Source organism: Parabacteroides acidifaciens, assembly GCF_003363715.1.
GTDB classification, from domain to species: Bacteria; Bacteroidota; Bacteroidia; order Bacteroidales; family Tannerellaceae; genus Parabacteroides; species Parabacteroides acidifaciens.
Map to the genome: position 1 here is coordinate 40,722 of NZ_QREV01000016.1, position 17,858 is coordinate 58,579.

12 protein-coding genes are annotated in these 17,858 nt (G+C 51.1%); 1 reads left to right on the forward strand and 11 read right to left on the reverse strand.

Annotation, left to right across the window (positions count from 1 at the left end; genetic code table 11):
- Position 1: 1 nt before the first annotated feature.
- On the reverse strand, positions 2 to 718 hold the full coding sequence (dapB, locus tag DWU89_RS08915; protein WP_115499332.1) for a 4-hydroxy-tetrahydrodipicolinate reductase: 717 nt from the start codon (positions 716 to 718) through the stop codon (positions 2 to 4).
- A 111-nt stretch (positions 719 to 829) separates the two neighbouring features.
- Here dapB and DWU89_RS08920 point away from each other — a divergent pair, with 111 nt between their 5' ends.
- Positions 830 to 2,113, forward strand: coding sequence for a DUF2851 family protein (locus tag DWU89_RS08920; RefSeq protein WP_115499301.1), 1,284 nt, complete (start codon positions 830 to 832; stop codon positions 2,111 to 2,113).
- Between the two features lie 28 nt (positions 2,114 to 2,141).
- Here DWU89_RS08920 and DWU89_RS08925 read toward each other — a convergent pair whose 3' ends face one another.
- The 10 genes from DWU89_RS08925 to DWU89_RS08970 form a co-directional block, all read right to left on the reverse strand.
- Positions 2,142 to 3,533, reverse strand: a complete 1,392-nt coding sequence (locus DWU89_RS08925) for a RagB/SusD family nutrient uptake outer membrane protein (RefSeq protein ID WP_115499302.1) — start codon at positions 3,531 to 3,533, stop codon at positions 2,142 to 2,144.
- A 37-nt stretch (positions 3,534 to 3,570) separates the two neighbouring features.
- Positions 3,571 to 6,723, reverse strand: coding sequence for a SusC/RagA family TonB-linked outer membrane protein (locus DWU89_RS08930; protein ID WP_244205882.1), 3,153 nt, complete (start codon positions 6,721 to 6,723; stop codon positions 3,571 to 3,573).
- Positions 6,724 to 6,812: 89 nt separating this feature from the next.
- Entirely contained in the window at positions 6,813 to 8,318 is a 1,506-nt protein-coding gene (locus DWU89_RS08935; RefSeq protein ID WP_115499303.1) for a M20/M25/M40 family metallo-hydrolase, read from the reverse strand.
- Positions 8,319 to 8,692: 374 nt separating this feature from the next.
- Positions 8,693 to 10,465 carry a DEAD/DEAH box helicase gene (locus DWU89_RS08940; RefSeq protein ID WP_115499304.1) on the reverse strand — a complete coding sequence of 591 codons (1,773 nt, stop codon included), beginning with the start codon at positions 10,463 to 10,465 and terminating at the stop codon, positions 8,693 to 8,695.
- Between the two features lie 125 nt (positions 10,466 to 10,590).
- Positions 10,591 to 11,655, reverse strand: coding sequence for a tyrosine-protein phosphatase (locus DWU89_RS08945; protein ID WP_115499334.1), 1,065 nt, complete (start codon positions 11,653 to 11,655; stop codon positions 10,591 to 10,593).
- Between the two features lie 68 nt (positions 11,656 to 11,723).
- A complete protein-coding gene (locus DWU89_RS08950) occupies positions 11,724 to 12,653 on the reverse strand; it encodes a carbohydrate kinase family protein (RefSeq protein ID WP_115499305.1) in 930 nt (309 codons plus the stop codon).
- 4 nt (positions 12,654 to 12,657) lie between these two features.
- On the reverse strand, positions 12,658 to 13,275 hold the full coding sequence (locus DWU89_RS08955; RefSeq protein WP_115499306.1) for an SIS domain-containing protein: 618 nt from the start codon (positions 13,273 to 13,275) through the stop codon (positions 12,658 to 12,660).
- 346 nt (positions 13,276 to 13,621) lie between these two features.
- Positions 13,622 to 15,247 (reverse strand): hypothetical protein, encoded by a 1,626-nt coding sequence (locus tag DWU89_RS08960; RefSeq protein WP_115499307.1) that lies wholly within the window; start codon positions 15,245 to 15,247, stop codon positions 13,622 to 13,624.
- A 6-nt stretch (positions 15,248 to 15,253) separates the two neighbouring features.
- The gene (locus tag DWU89_RS08965; RefSeq protein WP_115499308.1) at positions 15,254 to 16,282 is read right to left on the reverse strand and encodes an HlyD family secretion protein; all 1,029 of its coding nucleotides are present in this window, start codon (positions 16,280 to 16,282) and stop codon (positions 15,254 to 15,256) included.
- Positions 16,283 to 16,284: 2 nt separating this feature from the next.
- Entirely contained in the window at positions 16,285 to 17,679 is a 1,395-nt protein-coding gene (locus DWU89_RS08970) for a TolC family protein (protein ID WP_115499309.1), read from the reverse strand.
- Between the last annotated feature and the right edge of the window lie 179 nt (positions 17,680 to 17,858).

Genomic DNA, 17,858 nt, shown 5'->3' on the forward strand with positions numbered 1-17,858 from the left:
ATTAGAATTTAAGCATATCGTCCATACCGAGGAACCCTTTCTTGCCGGCGGTAAATTCGGCGGCAACGACGGCTCCCAAGGCAAAACCGGCACGGCTCTTGGCATCGTGCTTGATGCTGATCGTGTCGACATCCGATTCGTATGTGATTTCGTGAATGCCCGGCACTTCTCCTTCGCGGATGGCATGGATGGGGATGTCGGTCGCCTTTTCGGCTGTTTCCAGCGTCCAGCGTTCTTTCCGGTCGACGTTTTCAAGGATTCCTTCGGCCAGTGTGATAGCTGTTCCGCTCGGTGCATCCAGTTTGTGGATATGATGTGTTTCCATCATCTTGACGTCGTAGGCGGGGAAATTGTTCATGATCTTTGCCAGATATTTGTTGAGGGCGAAGAAGATGTTGACGCCGATGCTGAAGTTGGAGGCATAGAAGAAGGTCTTTCCCTCTTTCTCGCACATTTCCTTAATCTCGCCGACCCGGTCAAGCCAGCCTGTCGTGCCCGATACGACCGGGACGCCGGCAGCAAAACACTGCATATAGTTGTTGAATGCCGTAGCCGGGGTGGTGAATTCGATGGCGACGTCGGCGCTCTTGAAATTGTCGGAATGTATCTCTTCCGGGTTGTTTATATCTACGATAGACACGATCTGGTGTCCTCTGCCAAGTGCAATCTGTTCGATGGTCTTTCCCATCTTTCCGTAACCGATAAGTGCAATCTTCATCTCTATATATTTAACTTTCAAATTTTAACTTTCAACTTTCCATTGATAACGTGCTGCAAATATAAAGAATAATGCTTAGATTTGGGACATAAATCTTAACTCTGAAAAAAGATGGAACGTTTATTACATTATGTTTGGAAATACAAACTTTACGCAGCCGCTTCTTTGGCTACTACAGACGGACGCCCTGTCCAGGTGATTGACCCCGGAATGCAGAATACGGATGCGGGACCGGACTTCTTCAATGCAAAAATAAAAATCGACGAAACGTTATGGGCCGGAAGTGTGGAAATACATGATAAAGCTTCCGACTGGCTACTGCATCATCATGATACGGACAAGGCTTACGACAGCGTGGTCCTGCACGTCACCGGTGTGAATGACTTCCTGCCTGTCCGGACGAATGGCGAACCGATTCCGCAGTTGGTCTTGGCTGTCCCCGACACTGTCGCCCGGAGCATAGACTGGCTGCTTTACCGCGAGGCTTCCCTTCCGTGCCTCGATTATATCCGGCAGATCGAGCCATTGCACATAGACTGCTGGCTGGAAGCGTTGCTGAGCGAGCGGCTGGAACGGAAGACACATGACATCTTTACCCTTCTGGATGCCTATAACAACGATTGGAATGAAGTCTTTTATATTACTTTAACCCGTAATTTCGGTTTTGGCGTGAATAACGATGCGTTCGAAAGATTAGCAAAGAGCCTTCCGCTCCGTTGTATCCGGAAACAGAGGAGCAGCTCTTCGCAGGTGGAGGCGATGCTTTTCGGGCAGGCGGGTATGTTAGCGGAAGAGAATGAAGATCATTATTACCGGTTGTTGCAACGCGAATATGAGTTCCTGCGCCATAAGTTCGGCCTTTCGCCAATGGATGATTTTGTGTTTAAGAGCTTGCGTACCCGGCCCGTGAACTTTCCCTATCTCAAAGTGGCCCAGTTAGCGACTCTCTGGGTACAGCACGACACCCTTTTTTCCGCAATCTTGGAAGCGGGCAGTACCGGGGAAATCAAGAAGTATTTCCGTGTTTCCCCTTCGGACTATTGGAAAACGCACTACCATTTCCGCTATGCCTCTCCCCGGAAAGAGAAGCCGATGGGTGAGAATGCCTTGAATATCCTGCTGATCAATACGGTTGTCCCGATGCTTTTTGCTTATGGACTCCGCAACAAACAGCCCGAATATTGCGAACGGGCCACCCGTCTTCTGGAAAGCATTCCGCCGGAAAAGAACAGCATTGTTTCCTCCTTCTGCCATGCCGGCATCACTGTCCGCCATGCGGGCGACAGCCAGGCGCTGATTCAGTTGAAGCGCGAATATTGTGAGAAGAAGAAATGCCTGTATTGCCGGATCGGGTTCAGGATGTTGAAACAACAAGCCCCCACCTTTGTCGGGTGAGGGCTGCCGGCTTGTACCGTTGGTTAGACTAATCCGTGATCAGTTTGTTTACCGCCCGTTCGATTGTCGGTATCGGCCAGATGTAACCGTTAGTGGTCGGGGTTACGGTGAAGGCTTTGGGAGTGCCTTGTCCTTTGACGAAGTTCTCGGCCCGCCGGTGGATGTCAAGTGCGCGGATGGCTTCGCCGATAAGCTCGGCCCGCCGTTCGTTGTAGATTGCCTCTTTCAGGCGTTCGCCACTGAGGGAAGCGATATCCAGAGGGTCGGAAGCGGCGGGAACGGAGCGATGGCGTACCTGGGCAAGTGCGCTTTTGGCTTTCTCCTCATTGCCTGTCATCGCGTAGCATTCCGCCAGGTTGAGCAGCGTCTCCGCATAGCGGAAGATAGGCACCCAGTCCAGATAGCTCGCCCCGTCGGTGAACTTCTTTAGTATCGGTTGCGAGTTGGCCGTGCCCGTCAACTTAGAGATACGGGCATCGCTTTCCAATCCGTAACCCGCTTTGCCCTGTATGCCGCTTTTGACATCGAGCACCAGTGACGAACCACTGTAGTGGAAATAAGGGACGGCAGCCTGCATACCGGCTTGGTTGGTGCTGGCCATAGGGAAGGTGAAGATCGTCTCTTCACAATAGTAAGGGGCCGAGAAAACGGTTGCGATGTCCGGGCTCAAAGCATATCCGCTGATGGCTTCTCCGGCCGCGATCGCTTTGTCCCAGTCTTCCATAGCCATGTAGCAGCGCATCCGGAGCATACAGGCTGCCGCTTGCGAGGCGCGGGTAACAGTGGCGTAGGTGTTTCCCGTTGCCGGCAGGGCGGAAATGTCGCTTAGGTCGCGTAGTACCTGTTCGAATATCTCTTTGACGGACGACTGCGGGCAATCATTGCCCGACAGGTCGTTTTCCGCTTTCAGACGGAGTGGGACCGATTTGGCATTGTTGTCCAGTTTATAAGGTTTCGCATATAGCATATTCAGGTAGTAATAGCAGAAAGCCCGTACGAATTTGGCTTCCTGCACATACTGGTCGTACTTGTTTCCGGCCGTTTCTTTGGCATTTTCGAGGCTGCTAAGGAAGGTGTTCGCGCTGTTGATGGCCTGGTAGGCGGCGTTCCAGGTGTCTACGTTGTCCTGTGTAGACATGCCGACGTTCATCTCGTAGGAGGCCAGCGCCTCGTATCCGTTGCCGGAGACGTTGACCATGTCGTCGCCGATATTCTCGATGCAGACGTATGTCTTGGCTCCCATGAACGGGTTTTTAATCTTGCCGTACAAGCCGAGTACGGCTCCGTCCAAACGTTCGGGGGAGGAGAAGACGTCTTGTTCCGTAATGTTCAGTGGAGGTTCTTTTTCCAAAAAGTCACTGCATCCGGTTGTGGCCACCAGCAGGCCGAGCGATAGGGTATATATCAATGTTGTTTTCATATTTCCTGTGTTTTATCGTTAAACATATTAGGGATTGTCAGAAAGTGACGTTCATACCGAATGTATAGACCTTGGCCTGGGGCAGGGTGTTTTTGTCCGTACCGCCGCGCAGGTTGGCATTCGTGTTGTTGGTCAGGGCTTCCGGGTCCAGGCCGCTGTAGCCGGTGATGACGAGCAGGTTCTGCGCCTGTGCGTAGACGCGGAGCGAGCTTATGCCTAACTTCTTCGGCCATTTCTTCGTGCTGAACGTATAGCCCAGCGAGATGTTCTTCAGACGCAGGTAGTCGCCTTTCTCCACCCAGTCGGAGATGGGCTTGGCGGAACCGTTGGAATAGTTGTCGCCATAGATAGGATAGGCATATTTGGCATCCTTGCGTTCCGGTGTCCAGTAGTTCTCCAGTACGTCGGTGGTGTTGTTCCAATAACGCATGTCGCTGTTGGTGGCCGTTGTCCCGTTGTAGATGTAGTTCCCGCCGGAATACTGGAAGAGGATGGAGAGGTCGAAGTCCTTGTAGCGGAAGTTGTTGGTCCACCCGCCGTAGAAGGTAGGTAGCGTATTGCCGCAGATGACCGGCTCGATGTCGCTCTCGGCATACGGCTGTCCGTCCTCGGTGAAGAAGCGTCCGTCTTTTTCGTACATGAGCAGTACCTTCGTCCCGTCTTTTCCGTAGAAGATACGGCGTCCCGTTTCGCGGTCGATACCGCCGGTCGGATAGACGTAGAGTTGGCCGATAGATTTGCCCGGCACGGTGATGTTGGTCGTTTCAGTGGAACTTCCGGATACCAGCTGGTCGATGCCGTCTGCAAGCTTCGTCACTTTATTGTTCGTCGTGGTGATGTTGAAGCTGCTGTTCCAGGTGAAATCATTAGTCTTGATGATGTCCGCCCCGATGTTCAGCTCGATACCTGTGTTGTTCATCTTGCCGGCATTGGTGGTGATGTAGTTGTTGGGGATACCTTTCGAGGGAGATACCGGGACGTTCAGGATCAGGTCGGACGAGACGGTTTTGTAGTAATCGAAGTCCACCGTGATATTGTTCAGTAGCTGGGCGGAGAAACCGACGTCGTATTTCGTGCTCGACTCCCATTTCAGGTTCTTCGAGTCGGCGATCTGTCCCAACAGGTAGCTCCCGTTGTCACCGTAGTAACCGTTCGAATAGTAGGATTTGGAGGCATAGTCGGCCACGTTGGTGTTACCGACGATACCCCAGCTGCCCTTGATCTTCAGGTCGGTTATCACCTTAGATAGCGGTTCGAAGAATTTTTCGGACGAGATACGCCAGGCTGCCGAAGCTCCACCGAAGTTACCCCAGCGGTGATCTTTGCTCAGGGCTGAATAACCGTCGCGGCGGAAGTTGACGGAAAGCATGTAGCGGGCCTGGTAGTCGTAGTTGACACGTCCGAGATAGGAGAGCAGGCTGCTTTCGGAAATGGCGTTCCCGTCTGCCGAGATCGTGGCGAAGGGACCCTGGAAGACTTCGTATTTATCGTCTAAAAGGATGTCGCGCGCGGCTCCCCAGCGATCCAGCTTCTTTTCGAATGATTCGATACCGGCCAGGATGTCGAAGTGGTGTTCGTCCAGGCTGAAAGTGTAGGTCGCAGTGTTGGTCCAGGTTGCCTGTGTACTCTTGGCTGCATAGTTGGCTGCATGGCCGTTCTCGGTATCGCCGAACATCATGGCTGTATTGAAGATATTATCTTCCACGCGCGAGTGGTCGATGCCGTATTGTGTACGGAGCGTCAACCCCTCGATCGGACTTATGTCGGCGAATACGCTGGTTAGGATACGGGTGATCTCGGACTGTACGCCGCTGCCGTAGGTCAGCAGGGCGGCGGGATTGGTGTAGCCGTTCTTGACCGTGTTCGGGCTCATGCCTAAGTAACCGCCTTCACCTAAATAAGGTGTCCCGTCTTCGTTATAGATAGGGACGTTGGGCGGGTTGATGATCGCCATACGGGTGAAACCTTCGGTGGCAAACGTACCGCCTTTGCGCGACCGGTCGGTATATTTGGTCTGGGAGGTGGAGGCATTGACGTTGGCTCCCACTTTCAGCCATTCGGTTGCCTGGCTGGATACGCTGGCATTGGTTCCGAGGCGGTTGTACTTGTCGCCTTTTACCATTCCTTTCTGGTCGGTATAGTTGCCGGAGAGGTAGAACTGTGTCTTCTCGGAGCCGCCCTGTACGGAGACGGTGTGGTTGTGCTGCAGACCGGTCTGGAAGGCGGCCGATTTCCAGTCGCTGTCCACATAGCTGCCGTCGGAGAGCTGCCACATGTTGAAGGCTTTGTTGCCGTAGGGCGACGTGTAACCTTCGGTCAGCGACATCTCGTCCGTCCCGTAGCGGTTACGGACGGCCTGGTTCTTGAAGTCCACGTATTCCTGCGCGTTCATCACATCGAAGAATTTGGAACGGGTCGTGACGCCGAACCAGCCGTCGTACGATACTTTGGTCTTCTCGCTGGATCCTTTCTTGGTGGTGATCAGGATGACTCCGTTGGCGGCACGCGAACCGTACATCGCGGCTGCGGCTGCGTCTTTCAGCACTTCCATGGACAGGATGTCGGAGGGGTTGATGTCTGCCAGCGCGTTCACGTTACCCCCGTAAGAGAGGTTGCCGGTCTGGATCGGCATCCCGTCTACGATATACAAGGGTTGCGTGCCCGACGTGATGGAGCCGACACCCCGGATACGGACGATCGGCGCCTGTCCGACTTCGCCCGAAGGGTTGATGATGCTGATACCGGTGGCACGTCCCTGCAGGGCCTGGTCTACGCTGGCCGCGGGGATGTCCTTGATCGCATCGGCCCGTACGGTGGAGATGGAGGCGGTGACGGTCCTGCGCGATTGCGTGCCGTAGCCTACCACCACCACTTCATCCATTGCGACGGTGTTGCTTTCCATATCCACGTCGATTACTGTCTTGCCTCCGACCGGTACGACTTTTGTCTCCATACCGATGAAGCGAAATTCGAGGACGCCGTCAGCCGGGCTCTCCAACGAGTATTTTCCTTCGAAGTCTGTTACGCATCCTATCGACGTCCCCTGTATGATAACTGTGGCGCCGGGGATAGGGCCCATACCGGGTTCGTTTACTGTACCGGTCACTGTGATTTTCTTCTGTGCAAACGCGACAGCGGTTGTCATCAGGAAGAAAACGAGAATTGAGAATATGCTTCTTTTTGTAGCCATGTCGTTCTTTTCTTTTTAGATTAAACATGAAGTGTGTAGGTATTTAATCTAAAGAAGGCATAGGCTCGCTTCTGAAGCGATATATGTACTTAGCGGGCGGTCGCCTCGATCTCTGGTGCGTCGCCCATTTCTATCATTGTTTCCGAAAGCAGTTTGACGGCATCTTTTACGATGTCGAAGTGAATGAGTTCTATCACATCGCCGGGAGGATGATAGGGAGTCCGTTCGGTAGCTCCGAAAGAGAACAGGCTGATGGTGGGGACTCCTTTTACAAAGAAGTTGGCATCGTCGGTTCGCGGACGGGTGATGATTTCGTCGCGTCCGGGGACTGCCTTGAACGGACGTCTCACGTAGGTATCGTTAGCCTTTTCGAGATAGTTGAACAAGGTACTGTGTTTCGGTGCGATCCTGGCTCCCAGTCCGTAACCCGTCCCTAAGCAGTCGATGTTGATGAGTGCCTTGATGTTCTCGTTCGGCACGACCGGGTGCGAGGCGAGGTATTCGCTGCCGATCAGTCCGGTTTCTTCACCGCCGAAGAGCACAAACATAAGAGTGCGTTTGGGCTTGTAGCCGGATTGGGCCAGCGCCTTGGCGGCTCCCATTACGATCACCGTACCGGATGCATTGTCGAGCGCACCCGGCATCAGGACAGGCATCATACCGATGTGGTCGATGTGTCCGCCGGCTACGATCACCTGCGGGGCGAGCGTGGGATCGCTGCCTCTCAGTATGCCGATTACGTTACAGCCTTTTCCGTCGGGGTGGTATTCCGTGACAGCCTTGATATCGGCTTTCTTATTGATCGGGAACGAATTCGGCTTGAGTGTTTTGTCGATATTCGCTTTTACTGTCAGGTGATCTTTCCCCGTACCGGCAAAGATGTCGGCGGCAACACTGTCGCTGATGCAAGCATAGATGAAGTCTTTGTTCCAGCCGGGATTGGGGTTACCGGTCACGGTTACATACAACATGCCTGCGGCGCCGTGTTCGACGGCGTTTGTCATTTTCCGGTTATGATATTGGTAGGGAGTCCAGCTTTTCTGCAATTTCGGGTCTTTTCCCTGATAAGGGACGTCGCGCTCGCAGACTACGATCTTACCTTTTACGTCAATGCCTTTATAATCGTCGTAATTCAATTCGGGAGCGGTGATTCCATAACCGATATAAACGAGGTCGAGCTTTTTCAGCTCACCGGAGTCGGATGTACCTCCAACCATGTAGTGGTCGGGGTAAGGATAGTCTTTGGCTATCCAGTCTTTGTTTACCGGTATATACAGGTTGAAATATCCCCCTTCTTTTACTTCTGTATAGGGATGGGGAAAGTTCTGGAAATAGGTTCCGTTGTCTCCTCCCGGTTCCAATCCCCATTCTTTGAACAGATTTGCAGTGTAGTTTACTGCCCGGAAGAAACCGGGATCACCGGTCAGCCTTCCCCGGCATTCGGGAGAGACTAAGTAGGACATCCAGTCGCGGAGGTCTGTTTCTGTAGTAGTATACAGAGCCTTTATTTCAGGATTGATTGTTTCCGTATTCTGAGCCTTTACGGTCATATTCAGAAGAAGTAGAGCTGTAATAGAAAGTATAACTTTATTCATAACTGAAACGTTTTTGATAACTATAAATCTAATTGCCTGATAAAATGCAACCTAAAACCTTCTCAATACCTACACGATGCAAATATATGAATAGGTATTTATATAGAGTAAGGAAAGATGAATTTGTGTGGTGTAAAATGAATAGTTGTTGCTATTTGTTTTAGATTTCATTTAATTCGTATTAAAATGTAATAAAATATAGGCTAATTCATGTCTAATTGTAAGATGTTTTCGGTTAAACAAGCAAAGACTTTTGATGTAAATATTATCGTATTTGCATCAAAAGTCTTTGTTGTGCGAGATATATTCTTTCTTTTTGCTTGTCAAAAAGAGTGTTTTGCTTTCTATTTGCAATAAAAGAACGGCGGCTCTTCTTAGAAACGTTTCTTCTTGCGGGCATCGCGTGCTGCCGGTGTCCGTTTCCAGGGGCGGTCGCTGTCGCGTTCGTCCTTGCGGAAGGTGCGGTCTGAGCGTTCGTAGCGGCGTCCGCCTTCTTTGGCTCCGTCACGTCTGCCTTTGTAACCGCCTTCGCTACGGCCATAGCTGCGTTTACCGCCACGACCTTCGCCTTCTCCCTTTTTGCCCTGTGCGGGTTCGACGGAGATACGGCGTCCGTCGATTTCGAATCCGTTCATGCTGTCCATGACGCGTTGTGCTTCGTGTTCGTCCACTTCGAAGAACGAGAAGTTTTCGCGCAGATCGATCTTGCCGATGCGCACTTTTCCGGTGACGCATTTGTTGACCAGTTCGATCAGCTGGTTCGGATAGAGGCCGTCTGCCTTACCGAAGTTGAGGAAGAAGCGCGAATAGCCTTCTTCGGCGGCAAAGGAACGGCGTTCGCCACGTTCGCCTCTTTCGCCGCGGGCGGCGCGTTCGTCTACCTGCTGGATTTCATCGGCATCCTTGTAATAGTCGATCATGCGGTTGAACTCGAGAGAGACGACACGCTTGATGATGTCTTCCTTGTCCAGCCATTCCAGCTTACGGAAGATCTGGGGCATCAGGGATGCGATTTCTTCTTCGTTCACCTTCACCTTTTCGATCTGGTCTACGAGGTTGAACAGCTGCTTTTCGCAGATCGCGTGTCCGGTAGGCATTTCGCCTTTTTCAAATTTCTTGTTGATGATACGTTCTATCTCGCGGATCTTGCCTTTCTCCTTGACGTGGCAGATGGAGATGGAGATACCTGTCTTTCCGGCACGACCGGTACGGCCGCGGCGGTGCGTATAGGATTCTACTTCATCGGGCAGACCGTAGTTGATGACGTGTGTCAGGTCGTCTACGTCCAAGCCTCGGGCTGCTACATCGGTGGCGACCAGCAACTGGATATTCTTGACGCGGAACTTCTGCATCACATAGTCGCGCTGCGCCTGGCTCAATTCGCCGTGCAGCGAGTCGGCGTTGTAGCCGTCCTGTATCAGTTTGTCGGCAATCTCCTGTGTTTCCTTGCGGGTGCGGCAGAAGACGATACCGTAGATATTCGGGTAAAAGTCGGCGATACGTTTCAGGGCGAGGTATTTGTCGCGTGCCTGTACCATATAATAGATATCGCGGATATTCTTGTTCCCTTCGTTCTTGTTCCCGATTACGATTTCCTTCGGGTTCTTCATGTATTTCTTCGTGATGTTGGCGATCTCCTTCGGCATGGTGGCTGAGAAGAGCAACATATTACGGTTTTCCGGAACCTCGGCGAGGATCGCGTTGATGCTGTCGGTAAAGCCCATGTTGAGCATCTCGTCGGCTTCGTCCATGATGACGTTCTTCACCAGGCGAAGGTCGACCGTCTTGCGGTTCATCAGGTCGAGGAGGCGTCCCGGAGTGGCGACTACTACGTGCACGCCGCGTTTCAACGTCTTGATCTGGCTCTCGATACTCGAACCTCCGTAGACGGGAAGTACTTTCAGGTTGTCGATATACTTGGAATAGTCGTTCAAGTCGTCGGCAATCTGCAGACAGAGCTCACGGGTGGGACAAAGTACAAGTGCTTGGGGCTGATATGTCGCTACATCGATTTTTTGCAGGATAGGAAGGCCGAATGCGGCTGTTTTACCTGTACCTGTCTGCGCTAATGCAATTACGTCGTTGTCGTCTCCCAGTAAGAATGGAATCACTTCCTCCTGTACCGGCATGGGCGATTCATAGCCCATTTCTTGAATTGCCTTCAGTATTGGTGCGGCAACTCCTAATTCTTCAAATGTTTTCAAAATGTGATATATGTATATATAATAAATTCAGAGTGGGCACAAAGGTACGCAAATAATTCGGATACTTTTCAGTATAGGATAATATCTTTTAGTGTATTACGCTCTTTTTCCGAAAGATGCAGCCCTTGCGACAGATATTTATCGGTCGAGCCATACTCTTTTTTAATCTTATTGAAAGCCAGGTCGAGCCATGTCTCGTTTGCGTTGAGCAGGACTGTAATCGTTTCCTGGGCATCCGTATTGAGATCGCGTGCCATGCAGGCAAGCTGTCCGATGTTTATATTGCTGTTGGAAACCATATAATCCTTCATAATCGTTTCTTCCGGCACGTCGAGGGCGGACAGGAGCATCGCGGTCAGGAAACCGACACGGTCTTTCCCCAATGAACAGTTCACCAGGATCGGATAGTTGTCCTTATCGAGAAAAACTTTCAAGGCTTTGCCGAACTGTTCGCTGTCTTCCGTCACGTAGCGCAGGTAAGTGTCCTGCATGAAGACAAGGCCGTCTCCCTTGCGCATCCGTCCTTCTTCCAGGCGGTGGCGGACAAGCTCCTTGTCCCTTACGGGAATAGGAATGGAGATGATGTTTGCTCCGGCATATTTCTCAGGGGCGAGAGCTATCTCGTCTTCTCCCCGGAGGTCGATGACAGTCCTGATCCCCAGGTTTTGCAGCCGGGTCGTGTCGTTGCGGCTCAGCGATTTGAGTTCGCCGGAACGGAATACCTTGCCCCACTGTGTCTTCCGCTTGCCGTGTTCATCGAAGTAGCCGCCGATATCGCGCAGGTTCTGCACGCTGTCCATCTGGACGGAACGGGCACCGACAGTCCGGTAATATTTGTCGTTGAACGACAGGAGGAAGTATTTGCGGGTGATGTTGTCGTTGGTGATATATGTCAGCCTTCCGTCGTTGATGTTGGCATAGCCGCACGGATTGGACATATCGAAAGAGTCGGGAGTGTCGGAAACATACAGTTTCATCGCCCCGTCGGTGTGAGGATCGGTTTCCCATTTAATAATGTAGTTACCGATGTCGTCACGCAGACAGAGCGCGTGTATCTCAGGTGCCCTGCCGGAGCTGCATCCTGCCAATAAGGTCACACTGGTAAACAGGAAAAGAAATCGTTCTAATATCATATTACTACTACTCATACCTTACAAAGATAATGAAAAACAAGTTTCTTTCTACCCCGGGTTAATGATATTTAAGACTGCCGGAGGTAGGAGGTAGCAAATTCTTTAGAAATGTAATTGTCATAACTTTGGCAGACTTCCGTCGCCAGGTCTATCCCGCATCGGATGATATTGGCCCACGTCTCTTTCGGGAGGTTGGCGAGGTCGCGGTAGCGGACATTATATTTTAACAGACCATAGATGATGCCTGCATTAAAGTTGTCTCCGGCTCCGATCGTGCTGACAGGGCGGATGGAGGGCGAATCGTAGTGCTGGCGGCAGTCTCCGCAGTAGAGGTTGACGCCGTCGGCTCCGTGCGTAGTGATGAAGCGGTCGCAGTAGAAGCGGATATGGTCGGTGTAGACCTTTTCTGTGTCTGCCTGTCCGAAGATGTTGAGAAAGTCCTCGTCGGACCCGCGCACGATATCGGCATATTCGAAGTTCTCGAGCAGCGTCGGTCTGAGGCGTATCGCTTCGTCGGCATGCGCCTTGCGGAAATTCGGATCGTAGTAGAGGATCGCTTTGCGCTCGCGTGCATAGTCGAGAAACTCCACCATCCGTTTGCGCAGGACGGGGTTCAGCGAATAGTAGGAGCCGTAGACGAAGATGTCGTCTTCGTTAATCTCCGGCAGAGGCACGTCGAGGCGTTGCTTCGGGTAGTCTTTGTAGAAAGTGTAGCTGGCATTGTTGTCGTCATCCAGGAAAGCGAGCGAGACAGGGCTTTTCCCGTCGGGGAAACGGTCTACGAACTCGGTGGAGAGGTTGTTCTCCACCATGAAATCGCGGATAAAGTCGCCGACGCGGTCGTTCCCCAATTCGCTGATGAAGGAGACGGGAACTTCGAGGCGTCCTAAAGATATCAGGCCGTTGAAGGTCGAGCCGCCGGGCACAGCCGCATGGGGCCGGTTGTTCTTGAAGATGATATCCAGGATGGTTTCTCCGATGCCGATTACCTTTCTCATGTTGTTATTTGTTTACGGTTTTGCACTGTTCGCGGCTTTTGGAACCTAAGTAGCCTCCGTGATGCCGTTTGGCATAGTCGGCGTAGCTGAAGTTAATCCGTTTCATGGTTCCCACTACCAGCAGGTCGCCGATCACGGTCATGACGGTTGTCGAGGTGGTGGGAGTCAGTCCCAGCGGACAAACTTCTTTCGGGGCGCCGGTCGGCAAACAGATGGTCGCTTCGGCTGCTAACGGGCTGTCGGGGTTGCCGGTGATAACGATGAACTGCATTTCGGGGACAAGGCCGCGTGTCAGTTCCACCAGCTCGAGCAGCTCGCGCGTCTTGCCGGAGTTGGAGATAAGCAACATGACATCGTTCTTACGGACGATGCCGAGGTCGCCATGCTGCGCTTCGCTGGGATGCAGGAAGTAGGCGGGCGTACCGGTTGAACAGAAAGTGGTGGCGATATTCATGGCGATTTGCCCTGCTTTACCCATTCCACTGGTGATCAGGTTGCCACCGAGTTCGTGCACGTGTTTCACGATGAGCGTCACAGCCTCTTCATAGCCGTCTGTTATCGGAATGTTGCGTACTGCTTCAGCTTCTTGCTGCAGGATGGACGAGATTGCTTCGTTTATCATAGCTTTTAAAATCGTTACTATTATATATGTAATATGAAAGTACAAAAGTATCTATTTTAATCATATGTACACAGTCCCCCTCTTATTTTTTATACTAAGTTTCAACCGCTCGAAAGTTTGAAACTAAAGTTTCAGAAGTTTCGTGCTATTGAAACTTTAGTTTCATGCCTGTGGAACTTTAGTTTCATCGGCTGAAATTTTAGTTTCCTCGGCTGAAACTTTAGTTTCGACCGTTGAGACTTTTGTTTCAGCCGTTGAGGCTAAAATTTTGACTTGACTCGGCTTTCAATCAGAGTCAGTTTCATTTTTGATGTAGCACACACTACAATGAGCAGGGATTACATCTCTATTTCCTTCTTGCAAGATACTCGATAGCATAAACCGGCCAGCGGGGAACTTTTCGGATATTTGTACGGACTGCCGGAATGTCGCACAGCAGGAAGAGGGCTGCAAGAGCTAAGGCGAACCAGATAACATAGCCGTATACCTGTTTCATTGCCACCATCATCATGGAGTGCAGGAAGTCGTGCCCAACGTACTCGCCGAAGTTAAAGTGAGCCATATCCAAGTGAGTGAGAGTAAGTTGCTGTCCGTAACTTATCATATCATCGTTCATAAAGTGCGAGAAGATGGTGGTATAAATGCCATAACCTGCCGCTCCTGCCAGATACATATGGAGGATATTGAACACGAACAGGCCCATGAAAAACTGTTCAAGGCTGGGCACTGATTCGTCTAAAGCCCACATCAATGTGGGGGCAAGTATGGCATAAGCAAATCCCCGCAAGAATATGGCAAGGCGATACTGCTCGATATTGACATTCATGTCCAGCGTAAAGTACATCAACATACCATATAACGCAATGCAGATGAAAGCTATGCCGAAGAGTTTCCATACCTTCCACTTTTTTACTTTTAGCCAAAAGAGGTCAAGCAAGATGCCAACGTACATACCGGGAAGTGCCCACATATACTGCGCCTCTTTGGTCAGCTCCTCCAGTCGGATGACTTCGCTGTAAAGTATCTCTTCCATTGTGTGTTCAGCACCGAAAGCAAGTTCGGCAAAGAGGGTAACGATGAGAATGGGAACAACGTTGCGACGTGTGAAAAGACTGAGTTCGACGTAAGGGTAACGGTAATAGCGAAGGCGGTAGAGCACAATGCCGGAAAGTACAATGGCTGCACCGAGCAGAAGGCGCATGCGGAGCGTGTCGAACCACATGAAATAGTCACCATACACCACGATGTAAGATACCACGAGCATCAGTCCACAGATGAACAACGCTCCCTGAAAGTCAATCCCTTTGAGTGACAGGCGCTGGGGCATGGGACAGAACGGGCGGCAGAAGATGACTTGCGTGAGTAGTACGAACAGCATGGTGCCGATAGTAAAGACGTGCATCATCTGCCAGGTGAAATGATGACCGAACCAAGCAGCAAGCCATCCGCTGCCCTCTATAGCGGTGAGCAGGATGATGTGTAGCACGGGAAAGAAGACGGCAAAATCGCGTCGGGGGGTAATCCAAAGCTGGATGTTGCTCATACACTCGAACGTGCCTTGTATCTTGGCCATTCCGGCAATGAAGCACACCACCGTGAGTACAGGCATCGACTGGCAATACATTGTCAGCATGTTGCATACGCCAAGGACAATGGCGGAACCGCAAAGCAACTGCCGGTTGGTGAAACGGAACTTCATGCGGAAGAGCATAGGGAAATACACAGCCATGCCCGCAAGGGTGGCATAAAGCAGGAAGAGTACGTCCTCAATCATGAAGTTGGTGGTGCCACGGATGCCATCCAGTGCACCGAGGTAGATGCCTCCGCTGAACTGAAAGCAAAGGGCGGTCAGCACGTACAGCCAGGGCTGGATACGGCGAGGCACCCACTCCTTCATCATCGGCATGGAAAAGCCCATGCTGGGGGGAGGACCGCCGGCACTTTTCATAAAGAATTCTGTTAATTGTCCCATTACGCATTACTCCTTAACGATACATTCCACATTATAACCGCCCTTTAGCTTGGCAACATCACTGTTCGTGTCGAGCTTGATGCGCACGGTAACACGCTGTTCAACCTTCACAAAATTGCCGGTGGCATTGTCGATGGGAATGAGTGAGAAGGCACTGCCAGTAGCATCGGAGATGCGTTCCACCGTACCCGTATATTCCACATCCGGAACGGCGTCAGCTGTAATCTCCACCTTATTGCCCACCTTGATGTGAGGCAACTGGCTTTCCTTATAGTTCGCCTCAATCCAACGTTCATCCTTGTCAACGATACTCACCAGTGTCTGCCCCGGATTGACAAGCTGTCCTACATGAATGTCCTTCGTGCCGACAGTACCGTCGCAGGTGGCAATGATGTAGCAATAAGAAAGATTAAGGCGGGCGAGGTCGACAGCACGACGAGCCAGTTCTATGCCCTGCTCCGAAGCAGAAAGATGATGTCCCTGCTCGGCTACAACAGCCGACTGCATCTGGCGTGAACGAACTGCCTGTTCATAGGCTGCCTTGGCACTCAGATAACCCGTATGTACTTTATCATACTGTTGTTGGGTGACGGCATCTTGGCTGAGGAGGTTCTTGAAACGGTTATCCTCACGCATGGCATTCTCCATCTGCGCACGTGCCGATTCGATGCCTGCCTCGGTAACGGTCATGCTTGTCTTGGTGGTAACGATGCTGCTTGCCGTTCCCTTCGAGCCCTGTTCGGCACGGATAAGGTCTGTTTCGGCTTGAGCCAGCCGCAAGCGAAATTCAGCATCCTCAATGATGACGAGTGTGTCCCCCTTTTTTACCTGCTGAAAATCGGTAAAGCGTACTTCACGGATGAAGCCTTGTACACGGCTGCTTTGAGGCACGACATTCTGACGAACACGGGCATTGTCGGTAAATTCTCCACTGCCGAAGTGTATGAACTGACTTGCCACATAAACAGCTCCGCCCAAAAGGCAAAGCACGATGAGCGCATTATATATATAAGTGCATATTTTGTTCTTTTCCATTATTATAAAGTATTTGTTACGTATTTGAGTTTATAGAAATTATAAAGCATACCGATGCGGGCATTGACCAGTGCCATTTCGGCAGAGAGTTTCATGTTAGAGGCATCAACCATATCAGTAAGGAGCGCAAGGTCATTCTGATAACGATTTTGCACCACGGAGTAGTTCTGATTGGCAAGTTCCACCTGCTTCTGCTGCGTCTTCACCTCGGTGTAGGATGTCAGAAGGTTGGTGTAGCTTGCCTGTACACCATTATCCACTCCCTCATGCGCCAAGGCGAGTGCTTCCTGCGACTGCTGATGCTCTATACGCGCCTTGCGGATGTGGTGTTTGTTCTTCCAAAGATTGCCAAGTTTGAATTTTACGCCTATCCCGACGAACCACACGTTTACATTACAATCTTTCGGGATGAGGTCTTGCGTATATGGACCAAAGAACTGATTCTCTGCCACAACAGCTACCGAAGGCAATGATTCCGCTTTTGCCTGCTTCACTTTCTGCTCCGCAAGATTTGTGGCAACTGTTGCCTGACGGATGCCAAAGTTGTTGTCCGCTGCTGTCTGCTGCCATATATCTTGAGCAGCGATTGCCGAGATTGCATTTATTTCTGTGTCAAGTTCATTCTTATCGGGTACTATAACCGTCTGCTCCGGTAAATGAAGTGTTGTCATCAACTGATAGTTGATGACAGTAGAAGCATCGGTAAGCTTTGTCAAAGTGAGTTCAAGCCCCTGCAGCTGAAATTCATAGCGAGTGATGTCGTTCTGCAAGACGGTGCCTTGCTCACGACGGGCTTTCATTTGCTCAATCTCCTTCTGCGTCAGTGCGATATTCTGGCGAACCACTTCTATCTGATTGTTCAGCTTGCAGAGGTCAAGGTAGTAACCCGTCAACAAGAAGCGTACCTCCTGGCGGTTCTTCTCGACATCGAGTTCTGCCATTTCCTTGCCCAGTTCCGCCATGCGGATACCCGAACGGATAGCACCACCCGCATATACGACCTGCGACACTTGAGCTGTAAAACTGTTTCCCCAGTGGGGAGTGTCCTGTTTGCCGTTTGCCACGGGAACAACTCCCACACCCGGCACGATGTAATCAGTCGTCCCATTGGTCGAAAAGCCTCGCGACAGCATGAATGCATTGCCCGTATAACTGCCCTGAAGGCTCAAATCCACACTCGGCAGCAAAGCCGATTTGGCTGCTGCCACCCCTTCATCGGCTGCCCGCAGAGCTACCTCACTCACTCTCACCTTTTGACTCTGCTGGTCAGCAAGGTTGTAAAGTGTTGTGAGTGTCATTGACTGCACAGCCCTATCTTGCGCACATATAGGCACAAAAAAAGTCCCTTTGGCCATCAGAGCGACAGCCAAAGCAGAATAAACCATAAGTTTGTTCATGAAATAAAAATAGATGTATTGTTGTTCATTATTTTCCCTTTAACTGTTAACCTTTATCATTCCCTTGGAAATGCTAATAATGAACTTAAGAGTTCGGACAGCATTACATCTGCCACAATGCTCTACAAACAGTCTCATCAGGGAATACAAAAAGATGAGAAACCGAATATCAAGCACTA